The sequence below is a fragment of the Pontibacter sp. LHS2 genome (assembly GCF_058932845.1).
In genome coordinates this window covers 340,961-356,871 of sequence record NZ_JBZYWG010000002.1, presented here as the reverse complement: position 1 = coordinate 356,871, position 15,911 = coordinate 340,961, and the positions used below count along the sequence as shown (strand labels likewise).

The 15,911-nt window shown below is 49.4% G+C and carries 16 protein-coding genes and 1 tRNA gene; 9 read left to right on the top strand and 8 right to left on the bottom strand.

Features of this window, described 5'->3' with window-relative positions:
- The 4 genes from AC5FX6_RS10215 to thpR are packed head-to-tail and all read right to left on the bottom strand — an operon-like array spanning position 1 to position 3,655.
- Entirely contained in the window at positions 1–1,836 is a 1,836-nt protein-coding gene (locus AC5FX6_RS10215) for a M61 family metallopeptidase (RefSeq protein WP_493596951.1), read from the bottom strand.
- Between the two features lie 58 nt (positions 1,837–1,894).
- Positions 1,895–2,539, bottom strand: a complete 645-nt coding sequence (locus AC5FX6_RS10210; RefSeq protein ID WP_493596950.1) for a class I SAM-dependent methyltransferase — start codon at positions 2,537–2,539, stop codon at positions 1,895–1,897.
- Positions 2,540–2,556: 17 nt separating this feature from the next.
- Positions 2,557–3,048: a CinA family protein gene (locus AC5FX6_RS10205; RefSeq protein ID WP_493596949.1), complete on the bottom strand. Its 492-nt coding sequence runs from the start codon at positions 3,046–3,048 to the stop codon at positions 2,557–2,559.
- A gap of 34 nt (positions 3,049–3,082) precedes the next feature.
- A complete protein-coding gene (thpR, locus tag AC5FX6_RS10200; RefSeq protein ID WP_493596948.1) occupies positions 3,083–3,655 on the bottom strand; it encodes an RNA 2',3'-cyclic phosphodiesterase in 573 nt (190 codons plus the stop codon).
- A gap of 92 nt (positions 3,656–3,747) precedes the next feature.
- Here thpR and AC5FX6_RS10195 point away from each other — a divergent pair, with 92 nt between their 5' ends.
- The 5 genes from AC5FX6_RS10195 (at position 3,748) to AC5FX6_RS10175 (ending at position 8,907) form a co-directional block, all read left to right on the top strand.
- Positions 3,748–4,455, top strand: coding sequence for a phosphatase PAP2 family protein (locus tag AC5FX6_RS10195; protein ID WP_493596947.1), 708 nt, complete (start codon positions 3,748–3,750; stop codon positions 4,453–4,455).
- Positions 4,456–4,579: 124 nt separating this feature from the next.
- Positions 4,580–4,661: transfer RNA gene (locus AC5FX6_RS10190), tRNA-Leu, on the top strand.
- A 176-nt stretch (positions 4,662–4,837) separates the two neighbouring features.
- Positions 4,838–7,714, top strand: a complete 2,877-nt coding sequence (locus AC5FX6_RS10185) for a hypothetical protein (RefSeq protein ID WP_493596946.1) — start codon at positions 4,838–4,840, stop codon at positions 7,712–7,714.
- A 125-nt stretch (positions 7,715–7,839) separates the two neighbouring features.
- Positions 7,840–8,220 carry a GxxExxY protein gene (locus tag AC5FX6_RS10180; RefSeq protein ID WP_493596945.1) on the top strand — a complete coding sequence of 127 codons (381 nt, stop codon included), beginning with the start codon at positions 7,840–7,842 and terminating at the stop codon, positions 8,218–8,220.
- A 126-nt stretch (positions 8,221–8,346) separates the two neighbouring features.
- Positions 8,347–8,907 (top strand): SixA phosphatase family protein, encoded by a 561-nt coding sequence (locus tag AC5FX6_RS10175; protein WP_493596944.1) that lies wholly within the window; start codon positions 8,347–8,349, stop codon positions 8,905–8,907.
- A 2-nt stretch (positions 8,908–8,909) separates the two neighbouring features.
- Here the strand turns inward: AC5FX6_RS10175 and AC5FX6_RS10170 are convergent, their stop codons facing one another.
- The 3 genes from AC5FX6_RS10170 to AC5FX6_RS10160 all read right to left on the bottom strand — a co-directional run bounded on the left by AC5FX6_RS10170 (position 8,910) and on the right by AC5FX6_RS10160 (position 11,056).
- Complete coding sequence (locus tag AC5FX6_RS10170) at positions 8,910–9,341, bottom strand: RDD family protein (RefSeq protein WP_493596943.1); 432 nt, start codon at positions 9,339–9,341, stop codon at positions 8,910–8,912.
- Positions 9,342–9,438: 97 nt separating this feature from the next.
- A complete protein-coding gene (locus AC5FX6_RS10165; RefSeq protein ID WP_493596942.1) occupies positions 9,439–9,942 on the bottom strand; it encodes a methylated-DNA--[protein]-cysteine S-methyltransferase in 504 nt (167 codons plus the stop codon).
- Positions 9,943–10,048: 106 nt separating this feature from the next.
- The gene (locus AC5FX6_RS10160; protein ID WP_493596941.1) at positions 10,049–11,056 is read right to left on the bottom strand and encodes a c-type cytochrome; all 1,008 of its coding nucleotides are present in this window, start codon (positions 11,054–11,056) and stop codon (positions 10,049–10,051) included.
- A gap of 411 nt (positions 11,057–11,467) precedes the next feature.
- On the opposite strand from AC5FX6_RS10160, the gene AC5FX6_RS10155 reads away from it, so the two are divergent.
- The 4 genes from AC5FX6_RS10155 to AC5FX6_RS10140 all read left to right on the top strand — a co-directional run bounded on the left by AC5FX6_RS10155 (position 11,468) and on the right by AC5FX6_RS10140 (position 14,898).
- Positions 11,468–11,917 carry a MarR family winged helix-turn-helix transcriptional regulator gene (locus AC5FX6_RS10155; RefSeq protein WP_493596940.1) on the top strand — a complete coding sequence of 150 codons (450 nt, stop codon included), beginning with the start codon at positions 11,468–11,470 and terminating at the stop codon, positions 11,915–11,917.
- Between the two features lie 64 nt (positions 11,918–11,981).
- On the top strand, positions 11,982–12,641 hold the full coding sequence (locus tag AC5FX6_RS10150; RefSeq protein ID WP_493596939.1) for a YceI family protein: 660 nt from the start codon (positions 11,982–11,984) through the stop codon (positions 12,639–12,641).
- A 526-nt stretch (positions 12,642–13,167) separates the two neighbouring features.
- Entirely contained in the window at positions 13,168–13,830 is a 663-nt protein-coding gene (locus tag AC5FX6_RS10145; protein WP_493596938.1) for a YceI family protein, read from the top strand.
- 306 nt (positions 13,831–14,136) lie between these two features.
- Positions 14,137–14,898 (top strand): DUF6503 family protein, encoded by a 762-nt coding sequence (locus AC5FX6_RS10140; RefSeq protein WP_493596937.1) that lies wholly within the window; start codon positions 14,137–14,139, stop codon positions 14,896–14,898.
- Positions 14,899–14,977: 79 nt separating this feature from the next.
- Here the strand turns inward: AC5FX6_RS10140 and AC5FX6_RS10135 are convergent, their stop codons facing one another.
- Positions 14,978–15,883, bottom strand: a complete 906-nt coding sequence (locus tag AC5FX6_RS10135; protein ID WP_493596936.1) for a flavin reductase family protein — start codon at positions 15,881–15,883, stop codon at positions 14,978–14,980.
- Positions 15,884–15,911: the final 28 nt, after the last annotated feature.

The following is a 15,911-nucleotide window of genomic DNA, read 5'->3' as shown; positions in this document are numbered from 1 at the left end:
TTACTTGACCTTTGTTTCCAGCCAGGCTTGACGGAACTGCTGCATAGCGGGTGTCAGCTCCTTGCCAGCCTCTTCAAATGGAACGATCTCCAGTGTAGGGGTTTCCACCATGATCAATGTAGCCTTTCTCGGAGTGCCGTTTCGCAGGAAGGTTACAGGAACGCTATGGGCTGGTTTCAAGCGTTTCTTGATCTTCTCCATGTCTTTGGCGCTGGTCACTTTCTTGCCATCCAGTGTCAGGATAACGTCGCCGCGGTTGATGCCAGCTTTATACAATGGTGATGTTACTGCCGTGCCGGTGAGGATTTTAGCTCCGGACTTGCTGTATTCTAATGTGGCAGGTCCCATACTGGCGCTGCCCGGGTTAGCTTGACGCAATTGCAAACCGGCTTCAGCCAGGAGTGCGGCGTAGTCAGGCAGTTCGCTTCCGAATACCTGTCGCTTGAAAAAGTCAGCAGCCCAGGCGGTATCTTTCGTGACCTCGGCCAGGGTCTGTTGCAGGTCACGCATGGTATAAGGCCGCTCTGTTTGGCCGTACTTCTGCCAAAGCACCTGCATGTAATTGTCCAGTGTGGTGTTGAAGTCACGGCGAAGCGTGAGGTCCAGCCCCAGCCCGAGCACACTGCCATAGGTATAGTAAGAGATAAAGGTGTTGTGACGATTGTGCGGATCCACGGAGCGGGCAGCATCTACAAAAGGAGCCTGCATACTCATCTCCACCAGGCTGTGGTAGTGACGACCCGGAGAGAGGAGCACATAATTGAGGTCGCCTGCCAGATCACTGCTGTACTTTTTCAGGTCGAAGATACCTGTGCGGCGCATGGTGAGGTCACCGTAATAGGTTGTAAAGCCCTCGGCCAGCCAAAGTGCCTCCGACATATTAGCCTGCTGAAAATCAAAAGGCTCCAGACTGGCAGGACGCAGGCGCTCCACATTCCAGGCATGGAAAAACTCATGCGATACCGTGTTCAGCAGCGGGTTCATGGAAGTGAGCAACGGACGTGAACTGGTCAGGATAGTCGAATTGCGGTGTTCCATGCCATCGCCTACTGCCTGGGGCATGTAACAGGCTATGAAGGTATAGCGGTCAAAATCAAAGTCCGGCAGCTTCCCGAAAACGGCTTGCTGTTCTGTTACGATCTTTTTGGTGCTGGCCACATAGCTGTCAAACGAACTCTTCGTGCCTTGGTGGTGCATGGCAACCTGTATGGTCTTGCTTTTGGAACCATCCTGTACCTGCCACTCTGCAAAGGCGAAGTCGCTTAACTCGGTAGGGCTGTCCATCAGGTACTGAAAGTTAGGGGCGCGGTAAGTCGAGTCGTTCAGGGACTGTAGCTGTGTGGCTACTTTCCAGTTGCTGCCTTGTGGAACGCGAAATGTCACACGGGCGGGTACCTGCTCAAATCCCCGGGCATACATAAGCGTAGCCGGCATGTTCAGGTGCGCATGCGACTCGTCAATGCCGGTATAAGTACCGTCAGCATGGTCGCCAAACAAGGTATAGCTCAGCGTGACTTCTCCCTGGTGGCCGCTCACATCCCATTGGTGCGGGTTAGAGCGGCTAATGCGGAGTTCCTGCCCTTTGCTGTCGGTGGCTTTTACGCTGTACACGTTTTTGGCAAACTCGTGCAGCGCATAGCGGCCCGGTGAGCTGCGGGGCATCAATACCTGCAGGGTGTCGCTTTTTATACCTGTAAACGTCACGCTGATCTGTGCCTCGTGGTGCACAGCGTTCGGGAAAGAAAGGTGATAGCTAACTTGCTGCTCTTGTGCCAGCAGCGGCGTCAGCGAAAGCGACAAAGCAGTGCACAGAGCACCAAAAAGTCTCGTGGACATAAGAGGGTGTTTGGTTCGAAAATAAAAGTAGGGATTTTATAGCTGTCGTGCAAAGGAGCTATACCTTCCGGTAGACCTTGGCTTGCACCAGTCCGCCATAAAATGAAGTTGCCTGTAACTCCTGCAAGGGTAGTCTGGCGAAATGGCGATCAAAATCAGGCAGGCAGGTAGCGCTTACCTGGCTTACTTTCCCAAAGAAGGTATACATGCTCCTTAATAACAGCTGCTGCCAGAGAGGAGCCGGCATTTGCGTTGGCCAGAAATCGCTGAATAGCCATAGGCCATCAGGGCGCAGCGCAGTAAAAAGTCGGTCCATCAGGTATACCAGCCGTTCATCAGGAAAAAGGTCGAGCAGGAAAGGTGTAAGGATGACGTCAAAGGTATCGCCAAGCTGCAGGCTGTCTTCTGTGCCAAGGCGGAAAGAAATCGTTGAAAGTGCGGATGGGGCTCTTTGCTCAATACGCCGCCGGGTCATTTCCAGCATTTTCTCCGAAGCTTCCAGGTAAGTGACTCCCACCAAAGGGCTATACCTGAGCAGCTGCTCCAGCAACCAACCGGAGCCGCCTCCAATCAGCAGTACTTTCGCATTTGCAGGTATAAGCGACAGGTATTCTACCTGCGCCCGCCTCAAGGCATTGCCAAACACTAATCGGGAAAGGCCGTCATAAACCGGGGCAATGCTATCGAAGTTGGTGTTGCTCACCCAACAAAGTTAAACTATTACCGGTCATAATGCTCTTCTACAATTACTTTGAGTTTCTCGAGCACGTATTCTGTGAACTGCTTGAGCAGACTTTGGCTGTTGCCTTTGAACACCTCCCGGAACTCTTCCGCTTTGCCATCATAGAGGAAGGATACGAAAATGGTGCCCACCGGCTTCTCAGAAGTTTCTGAGCCTCCTTCACCGGCAAGTCCTGTTGTGGCCACACTGATGTCGGCGTTCAGCGCTTTTTTCAGTCCCATCACCATTTCGTTTGTTACCTGCTGCGACTCGGCCGTGTAAAGGTCCAACGTCTCTTGTTTCACACCCAGCAGTTTTTTCTTGGCTTCCACATTATATACCACCAGGCTGCCAATCAACACATCGCTGCTGCCTTTGGCTTTAACCAGTTCAGATGATAGCATGCCAGCTGTGCAACTCTCTGCAAAAGCAATGGTCAAGCCATTGTCCTTTAGCATCATGCTCAATTCGGTGAGTTCAGTTTGATTCATAAAAATTATGTCTTGTTCATATGCAGGGTGATTCTCATACTGTTTTGCCCTCCGCGTGGTTACCTGTCAGCGGGTAGTGCTGCAGAATGCTGTAGCGGGGATGCGGGGATCCTAGCTCGGAATGCCAGACTGCGATCTCGTTCACGTGCAGTGTCACTGGGGTTTCAGGATGAAAAGCTTCCAGGTGGTGAGGTACCGGGTGATCTTTGCGAAAGCGGGCAAGCGTGACATGCGGTTTGGGCTCACGATGGAGGGGTGGCTTCTCAGAAAGTGCCTGTGTGAGGCTGCTGCTTAACTGAGCAAAAGCATCGTGGCTTCCGAAGCGGGCCCAGATCAGGCGTGGGGAACGGGGTTTGGGACCAGGCTCTATGGCCTCCAGGTGCAAGTCGAACGGGGCAAACTGCTGCGCCATGTGTGAAGTGACGTCTTTTATAGCCGGTAACTGACTGGCAGGCACATTGCCGATAAAGTAAAGTGTCAGGTGCAGGTTATCAATCGGTACCTGCCGGATGGCCTCATTTTTATACCTGCCAGTCTGCTCTGTGAAATACTGTTTGAGTTCGTCAGGCAGTGGTGCTGCGATGAATAGTCTGGTAGTCTGGCCCATGTGCTATCGTATCAATATTATATGGCTTCGCATACGTAATTACAGGCGAGGCGTATACATAGCCTATATTTGATACAAGACCCGAGATATTCATGATACGACACTATTATAAAAAGCTGGCAGCAGGCTTTGCGTTGTTTACCCTCGAACTGATCTTTGTGATGGCTGTCTTTCTGGCCTGCGTGTTGGTTTTTCTGTATGTGAGTGCGGAAGTGGCTTCTGCTGCTGGTCCCATCAAGTTCGATGAAGCCGCCTTTGCGGTGGCTGCCGATATGCAGAGTACTGGCTTTACCCGTTTTATCGAGATCATCACTTTTTTCGCCTCCCGCCATTTCATGACGGCCGCCGCCTTGCTGCTGATTGCCTACTTTCTGTTTGTTCGTAAGCACAGGTGGTATTCGCTCAAAGTACCGGTGGTGGCGCTAGGCAGTATCTCGCTCAACCTGGTACTGAAGTTCTTCTTTGACAGGCAGCGCCCTGATATGCCTTTAGTAGACGCTTCCGGCCTTAGCTTCCCGAGCGGACACTCCATGATCGCTGCCTCATTCTATAGTCTGATCATTTATCTGACCTGGCGTCACGTAGAATCCAAGCCGCTTCGAAATTTTTTAGTAGCTCTGCTTGTAATTTTTATTTTACTTATCGGCTTTAGCCGGATTTACTTGCGGGTGCATTATGCAACAGATGTGGTGGCGGGTTTTGCTGCTGGTATTCTGTGGGTTATCATCGGTATTGGGTTGCTGCGCCGTATCGAAAAGTATACCCGTAAAGAGATTGCCCCGGTGGTAGAGGAAGATTGATTTTCAGGTTAAGGAATTTTTTTTCGGGTGGACTATTGCAGATAATAATTTCTGTTATACCTTTGCAATCCCAATCTACAAGGGTTAAAGGGTTTTGGGAAACACATTTTGATTAATACCAGCTGCGCACGTGGCGAAATTGGTAGACGTGCAGGTCTCAGAAGCCTGTGCCTTCGGGTGTGGGAGTTCGAGTCTCCCCGTGCGCACTAATCCAAAATGTAAAAAAGCCGGCTGCAAAGCCGGCTTTTTTGTTTTTATGCCTTTCTGGAGTGATTTCCGATTTAAGTAAAGTTTAATCCAGCCAACAATTCACAAATTCCTTTGTGTTAAGGAGCAGGCCTCTTAATTTAGAGTGTTCAACCGCCTTTCTAAATCCGAAACTATGTCTCGCCTGCTTGCTGCCTGTTATTGCTATACCTTGTTGCTCTTTGCTATACCTGCTTTTGCGCAGCAGCCTGATCAGGTTAGTGAAGTAAGAACCAGGCTGGAGAATAAACGACGTGTCTTGCGGGAGACTGGTATACGCCCCTTGGCTGAGAGAGCAGACCGCATGCTGGACTTAGGCATGTGGCAGGAGGCTGAGCGGTTACTCAAAACAGCTGCGGCCTCACCTGCAGTTAATTTATCTAAAGCACGGCTGGCCATGTTGCGGCACGAATACCAGGCTGCGGAAATCCTGGTAGGGCAGGTACTCAAACAGGAACCCGCAAACAGAGCAGCCTTACTCTTGCAAACCGAGTTACAAATTCAGGCATGGGAGCTGAAAGAGGCGCTAGCCACTGCCCAAAAACTGCTACGCCATAATTCAAAAGATGAAGAGGCAGCCTTGCTCGTGGGACGTATCCTGATGTTGCAGAAGAAATACAACGAGGCCCTGGCACAGGCGCTAAAAGTACAACGCTGGAACCCGAACAATGCTGCCGCTTACCTGCTGGAGTCAGATGTGCTTTTCTGGGACCAGAAACCGGAAGAAGCTGAGAAACCACTTGTCAAAAGTCTGACCCTTGACCCATTTGATGCAGATGCCCGTTTTAATTACGGCTATGCTATCTGGCGCCGGGTCGATGCCACGCAACTCAACGCCATGGCCGCGCAGTGGGAACTGGCGCTGGAGCTCAACCCATTACACTATGTCACGCATTGGCACTGGGGCAATGGCCATACCAACCTCACCTATGCCGACTATGCCCAGCCGGAAGACGAAGCCGTGCGCAAAGCCCTGCAACCTGCTGACCAACTGATCTCCCAAAACAAACTGCAGGAAGCCCTGAAAGAGATTCGGAAAGTACAGCAAGCTTACCCGGCTTCAGTGCTACCAGATATGCTGCGCGGCTCTGCCTATTACATGGCCTTCGATCAGCCGCGACAGCCGCGACTGGACTCAGCCGAAGTTATTTTCCAACGCATCCTCCGCAACAAGCAACACTATGGTCCGGCGCACAATGCCCTGGCCGCTGTCATCAAACAGAAACAGCTCGTATACCTGGCCGCCTATGATTCACTCTCGCAGGTGATCCGGCAGACGAAGATCAAAGACCCTGTCAACTTTGCCCGTGTGTTTCCGGATGTAACCTACTACCCGGGAGAGACGGTGCAGAAAATGGTGTGGTCGCAATTATATGCCAGCACGGTATACTTTCCTTTTCTATCGCGGCAGGGAGAGAAATTCGTGATACCGCCTTTGCATGTGGACCTGGCTATTGCCATGAATTCACCGTTCTTCCGGCAGGCCACTACTTTTGACAACCGCCAGTGGATGGACATCCGGGGAGTAGGAAGCGGAGCAGCTGCTATTGAGTATGTGATTCGAGGCTCATACCTGGAGCGCAATGTGGTGCTGCACGAATATGTGCACCTGTTCCATGGGCGGGTATTCACAGATGCTGAAAACCGGGCTGTTCGTCGCCTGTATCATACTGCCATGAAAGAAGGGCGTACCCTCGATTACTATTCGGCCAACAACGAACACGAATACCTGGCCCAAACCTATCCGGCTTATTTCGAGCCCGTGAAAGTGCATCCGCTCAACCATAAGTCTATTAATACCACCAGTGACCTAAAGGCGAAAGATCCAGAGTTGTATACTTTCCTCAATAAGCTGGTAAAGCGACAGGAAGCCTACCTGGCCGGCGACAAACAAGCCATGGCCAGTAACTGGGCGCAGGTATACCTGAATCTGGCTGAGCGCGAAACTAGGGCGCAGAATTACCCAAGAGCCACCGCTATGCTCGATTCTGCCCTTGTATGGGATGCAAACTACCAACCTGCCCTGCTGGCCTATGCCGGCCTGAAGCAGCGACAACTGGCGTTCAGCGAAGCACAGCAGTGGCTGCAGCGCGCACAGAAAGTGAACAAGGACTATGCGCCGATCTATACCGCGGAGGCAGATCTTTTAGAGGCGCGTCGCAGAGCGGGGCAGCTCACTGCACGACGGGCAGTGCAGGAGCAGCAATCGCGCTATGACCAAGCCTTGCTGCTGGAAGATGATTTACTGACTCGCGCCCGCATCAACCAGTCATTCCGGGAAATGTACGCTGCTTACGGACGACTTCCGGAGGCCATTGCAGTAGGGGAGCGCTATGTGCAGGAAGCCCCGACTATCTCTACCTACCTGCGTGATCGTCGGGATGAGACACAGGCCTATACGAGTTGGCTACGTGGTACGGCCGCCCCATCGCAGGAGGCAGAGCGTACATTAGCGGCTCTGGTGGCCCGCAAGCCGCAGCATTACGAACTGCGCCAGCAATATGCCGAAGTGCTGGCCACACAAGGCAAATATGCCGAAGCCATTGCTACGCTTGCCGAAGCGCAACGTATCCTTATGGCAGCAGGTACGCCCCGTCCGAGCTATGTAGTGCGCATGGCTGCCTGGCAATTACAACTGGGAGACAAAGCCGCCGCCCTGCAATTACTGGAACCTTTGAATAACGGCAAAGTGCGGGCACGCAGCGAGGCCACGCTATTGGCCAGGATTTATGCAGGTATGGGTAATACGGAGAAGGCGCAGGAAGAACTCAAGAAACAGCCCGTGCAGCACACGCCAGCTGAGCTAGCCGATTTTCTGTTTGCCTCCGGCAAGGTATGGGAAGCGGAAAAAGAACCAAAGCGAGCCCAAAAAGCCTACGAAGCCTCCCTCCGCGAAAACCCATACTTGTACGAAGCCCGCCAAAGTCTGGTAAGGCTACTGTATCAGGAAGGTAAGAACAGCCAAGCCGAGAGGTTGCTCGCGGAAGGGTTAGAGTTGGGATATAAGTTGTAAGGGGTATTGTCTGAATCAGGATTTACAGGATTTAAGGATTAACAGGATTTTTAAATCGATTTTAAAAGTTTAATAAGATTAATAAGATTTTAAATGGATTGAAGGTAGAACCGTAGACTTGCTTTATGGGAAATGATGAACTTACTTTCAGGATAATTGGATGCGCCATGAAAGTCCATAGGACATTAGGCAACGGATTTCAGGAGGTAATCTATCAACGATGCTTGGCAATCGAACTGCAGGCTGCAGGTATAAGTTATGAGCGGGAAAAGGAGCAAGCTATATTCTATAATGGCATTGAAGTGGGTAGCCGCCGAGCAGATTTCATTGTTGAAAGCAGCATTGTAATTGAGCTGAAGGCTTTAATTGACTTAGAAGATGTTCATTTAGCCCAAGCTAAAAACTATGTTGTCGCTTATAATTTACCTATCGGACTTCTTATTAACTTCGGGGCCACAAGCCTTCAATATAAAAAAGTATATAAAAGCAAAGCGAAAACATCATAATTAAAGCGTCAGGAGCCGGACTCCCAATCCAGTAAGGTATGGAGCCTGGCCACAACTTAATCCTGAAAATCCCTAAATCCTATAATCCTGATTCAGACAATTTTTAAACTTACTAAACCTCAACTCATGAAAAATCTCTTCCGACTCAGCTTCTTGCTTTTATTCATAGGCATGTTCAGTGCCTGCAATTCCGGCTCCGCTACTTCTGATCAGCAGATCGAGGAGATCGAGACTGCCAAGGAGGTGACGACGGTATACCTGGTTCGCCATGCCGAAAAAGATACGACGGATGCATCGAACGAAGATCCGGAACTGACAGAGGCGGGGCATGCACGGGCTGAGGCCTTGCGGGCTTTGTTGGAAGGTCAGGAAGTGGATGCTTTGTATGCCACGAAGTATATGCGCACCGGTCAGACGCTTTATCCTTTGGCCAAGGAGCGAAATATGGAAGTAGTACAGTACGAAGGACACGATTTTGAAGGTCTCAAGGAGCTTATTTTGCAGCAGCATCGCGGCCAAACGGTTGTAATAGCGGGTCACTCGAACACCCTGTTGCCTATAATCGAAGCCTTTGGTGCAAAGAAGCCCTTTGAAGAGATCGCAGACAATCAGTATCGCTATATTTTCAAGCTAACTGTTCGCCCGGATAATACCGCTAGTGTAGAAGTATCTGAATTCGGAGCTTAGGCTTAAGACAACACCCTGGTTTTACAGATGCGGTCATGAAACAGGCGGGAATAGGAAGGAGCTTTTGTTCCTGTCAGCGCTTGCATGATGAGCACAAAAATGCTGATAGGCTTAAGCAAATAGCGGAGACTGGCACATAAGAACGTAATGCGGTCACCGGAAGGGCCTACTACACGGAGCCCCAGCAAATGTTTACCAATAGAACCCTGCCAGGCAGCGCTTTCAGCACCTGCAAAGTAAAGCCAGCCCATAAGGATGTGTAACAAACGCTCCGACTTGAATAATAAAGCCTCCTCGTTGCTGCTAAAAGTAAAGTACTCGATGAGACCGATAATGGAAAGTAAAAAGATTGTGTCCAGGCAAAAAGCAAGTACCCGCGTACCCAACTGGGCATCGAGCAAATCTGGTTTTGCTTTTTGATAAGACAACTGCATACGTAATAAGATGTAAAAGCACCCTAACATAGGGTGCTTTTACTTTATACTGCATTCTTGCAAGTGGGTTGCAGTATTTTATTTATGATTTGAACTTTTAAAAGAGAGAGGTTTGTCGGGCATGTTGTAAAGCCCCTTCGTGACGTAAAAGCCACTCTTTACGCCACAGCCCGCCTGCATATCCGGTCAGGCTTCCATCGCTGCCAATCACCCGGTGGCAAGGCACTATGATGCAGATCGGGTTGCGACCGTTTGCTGCTCCAACAGCTCGTATGGCTTTCTCTCCCGAAACAGCCCTTGATACAGCCAGGTAGCTGGTCGTTTTGCCATGCGGTATACCTTGCAACTCCTGCCATACCTGCTTTTGGAAAGTAGTGCCTGCAGGGGCAATGGGTAAGTCAAAATTCTGCCGCTTTCCTTCAAAATACTCTTCTAACTGCTGTACACAGGCACTGATACTGGCAGGCAATTCCGGCACTGCCACAGATGGCACTGCCTCATCTTCACAAAATCTGACTTCCGTTATACCTTGGTCTGTTCCACTTATCCGGATCACCCCGAGAGGAGATGGCATGTAGGTCGTGTAGGTGCTGTCTTCCATAGTTTGCTTTGGGCTATACCTCAAATATAGAAATACAAACGCACGTTTGCCATCGAACTTCTAAAAGCTTGAAAGCAAACGTGCGTGACAGGTTTAAACGCAATAATTACTTGCTGGCAACAGCGCCTGGCGGTGTATAGCGCTCTACCTTGTTCGTGTTGGGCTCCAGTGACATCAGGTATTTATAGATCGCTTTTAAGTCTGCTTCCTCCATACCGGCATACATAGCCCAGGGCATGATGGTGTTGAAAGCATCCGGCGCTAGCTGAGCGGCAGTAGCCTCGGGTGCTTCATAGTTTTTGAAGCGTTGCACGAAAGCTTCTTCCGTCCAGTTACCTATACCTGTTTGTTTATCGGGTGTGATGTTGACAGAACGTAGCACAGCTCCATTCGGGAACTTAAATTCAAATCCGCCGGCTAAATATTTTCCTTCAATCGGCTCCCCTTTCTCCTGTGGCGTGTGGCAGTCTGCGCAGGCAGCTATGGTAAGCAGGTACTTGCCGCGCACCAATTCATCCTGCAGCGTGCGTTCATCGGTAGGAGTAGGCTTGCCGGAAGGGATCGTACGCAGGATCAGGTTCATCGGGAAGTCCGGCTTAGAGCTCGGTACCTGATATTTGATAGGGTCAAGTGATCGGATATACGAGACAATGGCGTAGGCGTCATTGGTGGTCATTTTGGCATACGACTTATAAGGCATCACCGGAAAGAGCGGATCACCATTGCGGCTAACCCCCGTCGTAAAAGCACGGTATACCTCACCGTCTGTCCAGTTGCCTATACCTGTCTCGGTGTCAGATGTGATGTTGCGGGCATAAAATACTCCCGGGAATCCCATGGAATGATCAAACACATCGCCCCCTTTGCCTTCCGTACCTGGAATAATGGGGCCGGAAAAGCGGGAAAAGTCACGCGTAGAGTGACAATCGATACAAACCGCCACATGGTTGGCCAGGTAAGCTCCTCGCTCAATCATCTCAGGCGTTTTCTCAATAGTGATCACAGGTGCTGCATCTACCTTCGGGAAGGTATAGCGTAGGTATACAATCCCTGCGGCAGCAATCACTACTAGCGCCACAAGCAGTATACCGATGATTCGAAATGCTTTTTTCATAATAGTGAGAGGTATAAGGTTTAGAGATGATGTTTCGGTCTACTTTAAAGTGTAATATTTAAAATAAATATTTTTATAATCAAGCAATTGTATAGCTTAGCTGTTGTATTCTTAGTGTATCGCTATTTTTCGAATGTATACCTGAAAGTTATTTGAGTAGAAAGCTGAACTATGTTGCTGTATTAAATGTATGTACATATATTTGTGGGAGGGTATAGTACACCAAACCTAGGGTATAGGATCTTTGCCCCCACGGATTTACAGGGCTACTTCGAATGATCAACACTACTGTGCCCCTCTAAAGGAGAATATCTCATGTGTAATTCCCCTCTTGAGAGGGATAGGGGGGATTGATTATTAGTTACCTTTATTAACAGCCCTAATAACAACCAGAGAAGAAACAAGACAAGAATGAATATAGAAGAAGCGATTAAGCAGCCAGTGTTCAGGAGCCCGCACCAGAAGGCCTATATCAACCTGGTCTATACAGCTGGTTGGTTAGAGCAGCAGCAGAGTGCGCAGTTCAAACCTTTTGGGGTGAGTTTGCCACAGTATAACATTTTGCGTATCCTGCGCGGACAATACCCAAAGCCTACTACCGTTAGCATGCTGATAGAGCGTATGCTTGACAAAACGTCTAATGCCTCACGCATTGTTGACAAGCTGGTAGCCAAGGAACTGGTGACCCGTCAGCAGTGTCCGAATGACAGGCGTACGGTGGATGTGCTCATTACTGACAAAGGTCTGAACCTGCTAAAGCAGATGGACGAGCTGGAAGGAGGGAAAGGAACAGGAATAACAAACTTGTCAGACGAAGAAGCACTGCAACTCAGCCAATTGCTCGATAAAGTGAGAAGCTAGAGATTAAACCATTTAACGATTCATCCATCTAACATCCCATAATAAGCAATCAACCAATCGTATCATGAAAAAGACCGCTATTCTGGCATCATTCGCAGCTGCGCTGATGCTATCTGCCTTCACAGGCACTACTCGCACCGAACTAAGTGCAACAGAAGTAACCGCTCCTGCCAAGGGACGTACTTTTGCTGTTGAGACTACTGCCAGCGAGGTAAACTGGAACGCCAAAAAAGTGACAGGGGAGCACTATGGCAAGATTTCCCTGAAAAGCGGACAACTGCAGGTAGACAAAAACCGTGTGACAGGTGGTACTTTCGTAATCGACATGGGTGCGATCACAGTGGAGGATATCAAAGATGCCGGCTCTAACGGCAAACTGGTAGGTCACCTTAAGTCTGATGACTTCTTCGGCGTAGACAAGCACCCCACCGCTACTTTCGTGATAACGGAAGTTACTCCAATTGCAAAAGCCGCTGCCGGTCAGCCGAACCATAACGTAAAAGGCAACCTGACTATCAAAGGCATCACTAACCCGGTAAGCTTCCCTGCCACGATTGCTGTAAAAGACGGCGTAGCCACTGCCAAAGCTGATGTGACCGTTGACCGCACCAAATACGACATCCGCTACCGCTCCAGCAACTTCTTCGAGAACTTGGGCGACAAGGCGATTTATGATGAGTTTACAGTTAGCTTGAATATCAAAGCGAAGCAGACGAATAGCTAAGGAATAAACATTTTTCTAGAAAAGCTCTCTCCTATAATCTGGGGGAGAGCTTTTTTGTTGATGCTTTTGTGATGAGTTCGTGCAGGCATAGCAAACTTTCTTGTCCTATAGCTTGCCTGTGCGGCGGGCACTCACTTTTTGTCTTGACACAAAAAGTAAGCAAAAAAGTCAAGACGCTCCAAACTCGCTGAACGCTCAAACAGTGGAGCGCCACAAAGTGCACCTGGCTCAAGTGATCTACTTCGTAGCTAATGTGCAAGTCAGTCTTGCTATACCTGCCAGCGATTTGTTTAGACTATAACAGAAGCGACAAGGCTTATACCTGGGAACTGGTAAGGGAAGAAGTCCCCCTTTGAAGGGGGCAGGGGGATGTTAATCGTGCAAGGGAATCCTGTAAATCCGTGGGATAGAAGCCCTATATAAAGATTCAGACAAAATAGTTTGAACCATGTTTGTACAATTAATGTATATACATTAGATTTGCAACTCAAATTCGGAAATCAATCTATTATTAAAGAGAATCAACATGAAAAAGACAGCAATTCTTGCTTCGATGGCCGCAGCGCTTTTATTCACTGCTTGTGCCGACAACAACACTGCAACTGAAAACACAACTGCCGTAGCTACAGAAGCTACTGATACTGCCGAAGGTGATGCTTATACCGTAGATCCTGCTGCCAGCGAACTGACCTGGAATGGCAAAAAGGTAGGTGGAGAGCACTCTGGTAACATCAATGTACAGGGCGGTGAGCTGATCGTGGCTGGCGAAGAAGTAGTAGGCGGTGAGTTTACCATCGATATGGCTTCTATCACCAATACTGATATCGAAGATGCAAAATACAACAGCGACCTGGTAGGCCACTTGAAGTCTGATGATTTCTTCGGCGTTGAGCAGCACCCAACGGCTACCTTTAAGATCAACCGTATTACACCAGTTGCCAATGCAACAGCTGGTCAGCCAAACTATAACGTAGAAGGCGACCTGACTATCAAAGGCAAAACTAACCCAGTAAACTTCCCGGCTACAGTAAATGTAACGAACGGTACTGCTACTGCGAAGGCTGACGTGATTGTGGATCGCGCCAAATATGACGTGCGTTACGGCTCTAACAGCTTCTTCGACAACCTGGGCGACAAAGCCATCGAAGATAACTTCACTGTGAGCCTAGATATTACTGCTAAGAAGTAATTTTTCTTTCAAACAAAAACTCACAAAAACCCTTTCCTAATAACAGGAAGGGGCTTTTTCTTTTTTGTCATCTCGACGATAGGAGAGATCTGAATATAATCAGAACTTAAAAAATAGCTCAGAATTCTCTGAGCTATTCTCGCTCCCTTCGGCTCACGTCTCGGGCGTGGTCGGAATGACAAAATGAAGGTTGACAGTATGAGGATCCAGTTAATTATTTCTGCACGATTCGGACAGGTCGCGACCTGTCCCTACAGAGAAACTTGAAAATTGCTTAACTTGCTTGCATCTAAAGCCCAACAAACCATGATGCACAGAGCATTCTATACCTTCTTATTTCTCCTCCTGCTCACTATCACCTCCTGCCAAACTGAAAAGCAGCCGGATGCGCAGCAGATCGTGGACAAAGCAATAGAGGCGCATGGCGGGGACCGATTTCTGAAGAGTGCGGTCAGCTTTCAGTTCCGGGACCGGCAGTACCGGGCTTTGCGTGATGGCGGAGCCTTTGTGTATAGTCGCACTTTTACTGATTCTACAGGTCAGCAGGTACGGGATGTGTGGCGCAACAGCGGCTTTATCCGCACGATCAACGATGTAGAAGTGGAATTGCCTGAAGAGAGGCAAAAGGCTTTTACAGCATCTGTTAATTCTGTTATTTACTTTGCACTCCTGCCTTACGCCCTGAACGACGAAGCAGTGCGCAAAGAATATCTCGGCGAGGCCACTATAAAAGGAGAGCCCTACCACAAAGTACGAGTAACCTTTGCGCAGGAGGGCGGTGGGGAAGGTTACCAGGATGTCTACATCTACTGGTTCCACCAGCAGCGCCACACCATGGACTACCTGGCCTACTCATTCCAAGAAAACGACGGCGGCACCCGTTTCCGCGAAGCCATCAACCCCCGCACCATCGGCGGTATCCTTTTTCAGGATTATAACAACTATACCTTAAAAGACGAGACTATCCCGCTAGAGGCTTACGATCAAGCTTTTGAGGCAGGGAAAATGGAAAAAGTGTCGGAGATCGTGCTGGAAGAGATTGAAGTAAGAAAAATAGAAGGCCTGTAGGATCAAATCATGACTACAATCGTGCACAATTCCCCTCCTTGGAGGGGCAGGGGTGGGTTAATCGTGCACCAACAACCATTTAATCATTCAACAATTCAACCATCAACAAAACCTTCCACGCCTCCACCACCTGATGATCATCCAGCAGCTTTTTCCCCAGCTTCTCCAACTCCTCACGTAGCAACGCTTTGTCATGACCGTACTTGCCGAAGGTATAGCTTACCAGCGGATCTGATTTGAAAGCCTCTACTTCCTCAGCTGTAGGTATAACTTCCGTATTGCCCAAACGGGCCAGGTGATTGCCGGTCATAATCCTGCTGTGACGGATATGCTCCGGTATCTGATCCACGCCAACGCCTTTATTCCGTAATGGCTTAGGCAGCTCGAATATGCAATCGCCGTTAGCCCTTAGGTAATAATCACCTCCCATGCGGGCGACTGCGTCCAGCTTGTAAGGATCAATTTTGCCTTCCTCGTTCAGGATGTTTTCATTCACATGGATCAGCAACACTTCACAGATCACCAGATTGCCGGCCCCGCCTTCCGGCCCCAGGCTGATCACCTCATTTACACGGCATTCCATGGCCACAGGCGCTTCCTTCACCCGCGGGGCCTTTACCATCACCGAAGGCTCTGGCGACAGGCCAGACTTGATAAACTCGTTAATCCCCTTATCATACTCCGTACTGGCCAACGACATCTGCTCCACGATGTCGTAGTTGCAGATGTTGATTACCACTTCCCGGGTTGTCTCCACATTCTCCAGGGTATGCTTGCTGGTATTGTCACGCACACGGCGGGCAGGGGAGAATACCACGATTGGCGGCTTGGCGCTGAACACATTAAAGAAACTAAAAGGGCTCAGGTTTACATTTCCATCTTCATCCACCGTGCTGGCAAAGGCAATCGGCCGCGGCGCAATAGCCCCCAGCAATATAGCATGCACTTCCGCCGTTTTGGTTTCTTTCGGGTTGATGGTTTTCATGGTAGTTTACAGTTTATGTAAGACAAGT

Bases quoted from the DNA above. Each gene is read 5' to 3' on its own strand.
- AC5FX6_RS10215 (WP_493596951.1), bottom strand. From the start codon at position 1,836: ATGTCCACGAGACTTTTTGGTGCTCTGTGCACTGCTTTGTCGCTTTCG.
- AC5FX6_RS10205 (WP_493596949.1), bottom strand. From the start codon at position 3,048: ATGAATCAAACTGAACTCACCGAATTGAGCATGATGCTAAAGGACAAT.
- thpR (WP_493596948.1), bottom strand. From the start codon at position 3,655: ATGGGCCAGACTACCAGACTATTCATCGCAGCACCACTGCCTGACGAA.
- AC5FX6_RS10195 (WP_493596947.1), top strand. From the start codon at position 3,748: ATGATACGACACTATTATAAAAAGCTGGCAGCAGGCTTTGCGTTGTTT.
- AC5FX6_RS10185 (WP_493596946.1), top strand. From the start codon at position 4,838: ATGTCTCGCCTGCTTGCTGCCTGTTATTGCTATACCTTGTTGCTCTTT.
- AC5FX6_RS10180 (WP_493596945.1), top strand. From the start codon at position 7,840: ATGGGAAATGATGAACTTACTTTCAGGATAATTGGATGCGCCATGAAA.
- AC5FX6_RS10175 (WP_493596944.1), top strand. From the start codon at position 8,347: ATGAAAAATCTCTTCCGACTCAGCTTCTTGCTTTTATTCATAGGCATG.
- AC5FX6_RS10170 (WP_493596943.1), bottom strand. From the start codon at position 9,341: ATGCAGTTGTCTTATCAAAAAGCAAAACCAGATTTGCTCGATGCCCAG.
- AC5FX6_RS10165 (WP_493596942.1), bottom strand. From the start codon at position 9,942: ATGGAAGACAGCACCTACACGACCTACATGCCATCTCCTCTCGGGGTG.
- AC5FX6_RS10160 (WP_493596941.1), bottom strand. From the start codon at position 11,056: ATGAAAAAAGCATTTCGAATCATCGGTATACTGCTTGTGGCGCTAGTA.
- AC5FX6_RS10155 (WP_493596940.1), top strand. From the start codon at position 11,468: ATGAATATAGAAGAAGCGATTAAGCAGCCAGTGTTCAGGAGCCCGCAC.
- AC5FX6_RS10150 (WP_493596939.1), top strand. From the start codon at position 11,982: ATGAAAAAGACCGCTATTCTGGCATCATTCGCAGCTGCGCTGATGCTA.
- AC5FX6_RS10145 (WP_493596938.1), top strand. From the start codon at position 13,168: ATGAAAAAGACAGCAATTCTTGCTTCGATGGCCGCAGCGCTTTTATTC.
- AC5FX6_RS10140 (WP_493596937.1), top strand. From the start codon at position 14,137: ATGATGCACAGAGCATTCTATACCTTCTTATTTCTCCTCCTGCTCACT.
- AC5FX6_RS10135 (WP_493596936.1), bottom strand. From the start codon at position 15,883: ATGAAAACCATCAACCCGAAAGAAACCAAAACGGCGGAAGTGCATGCT.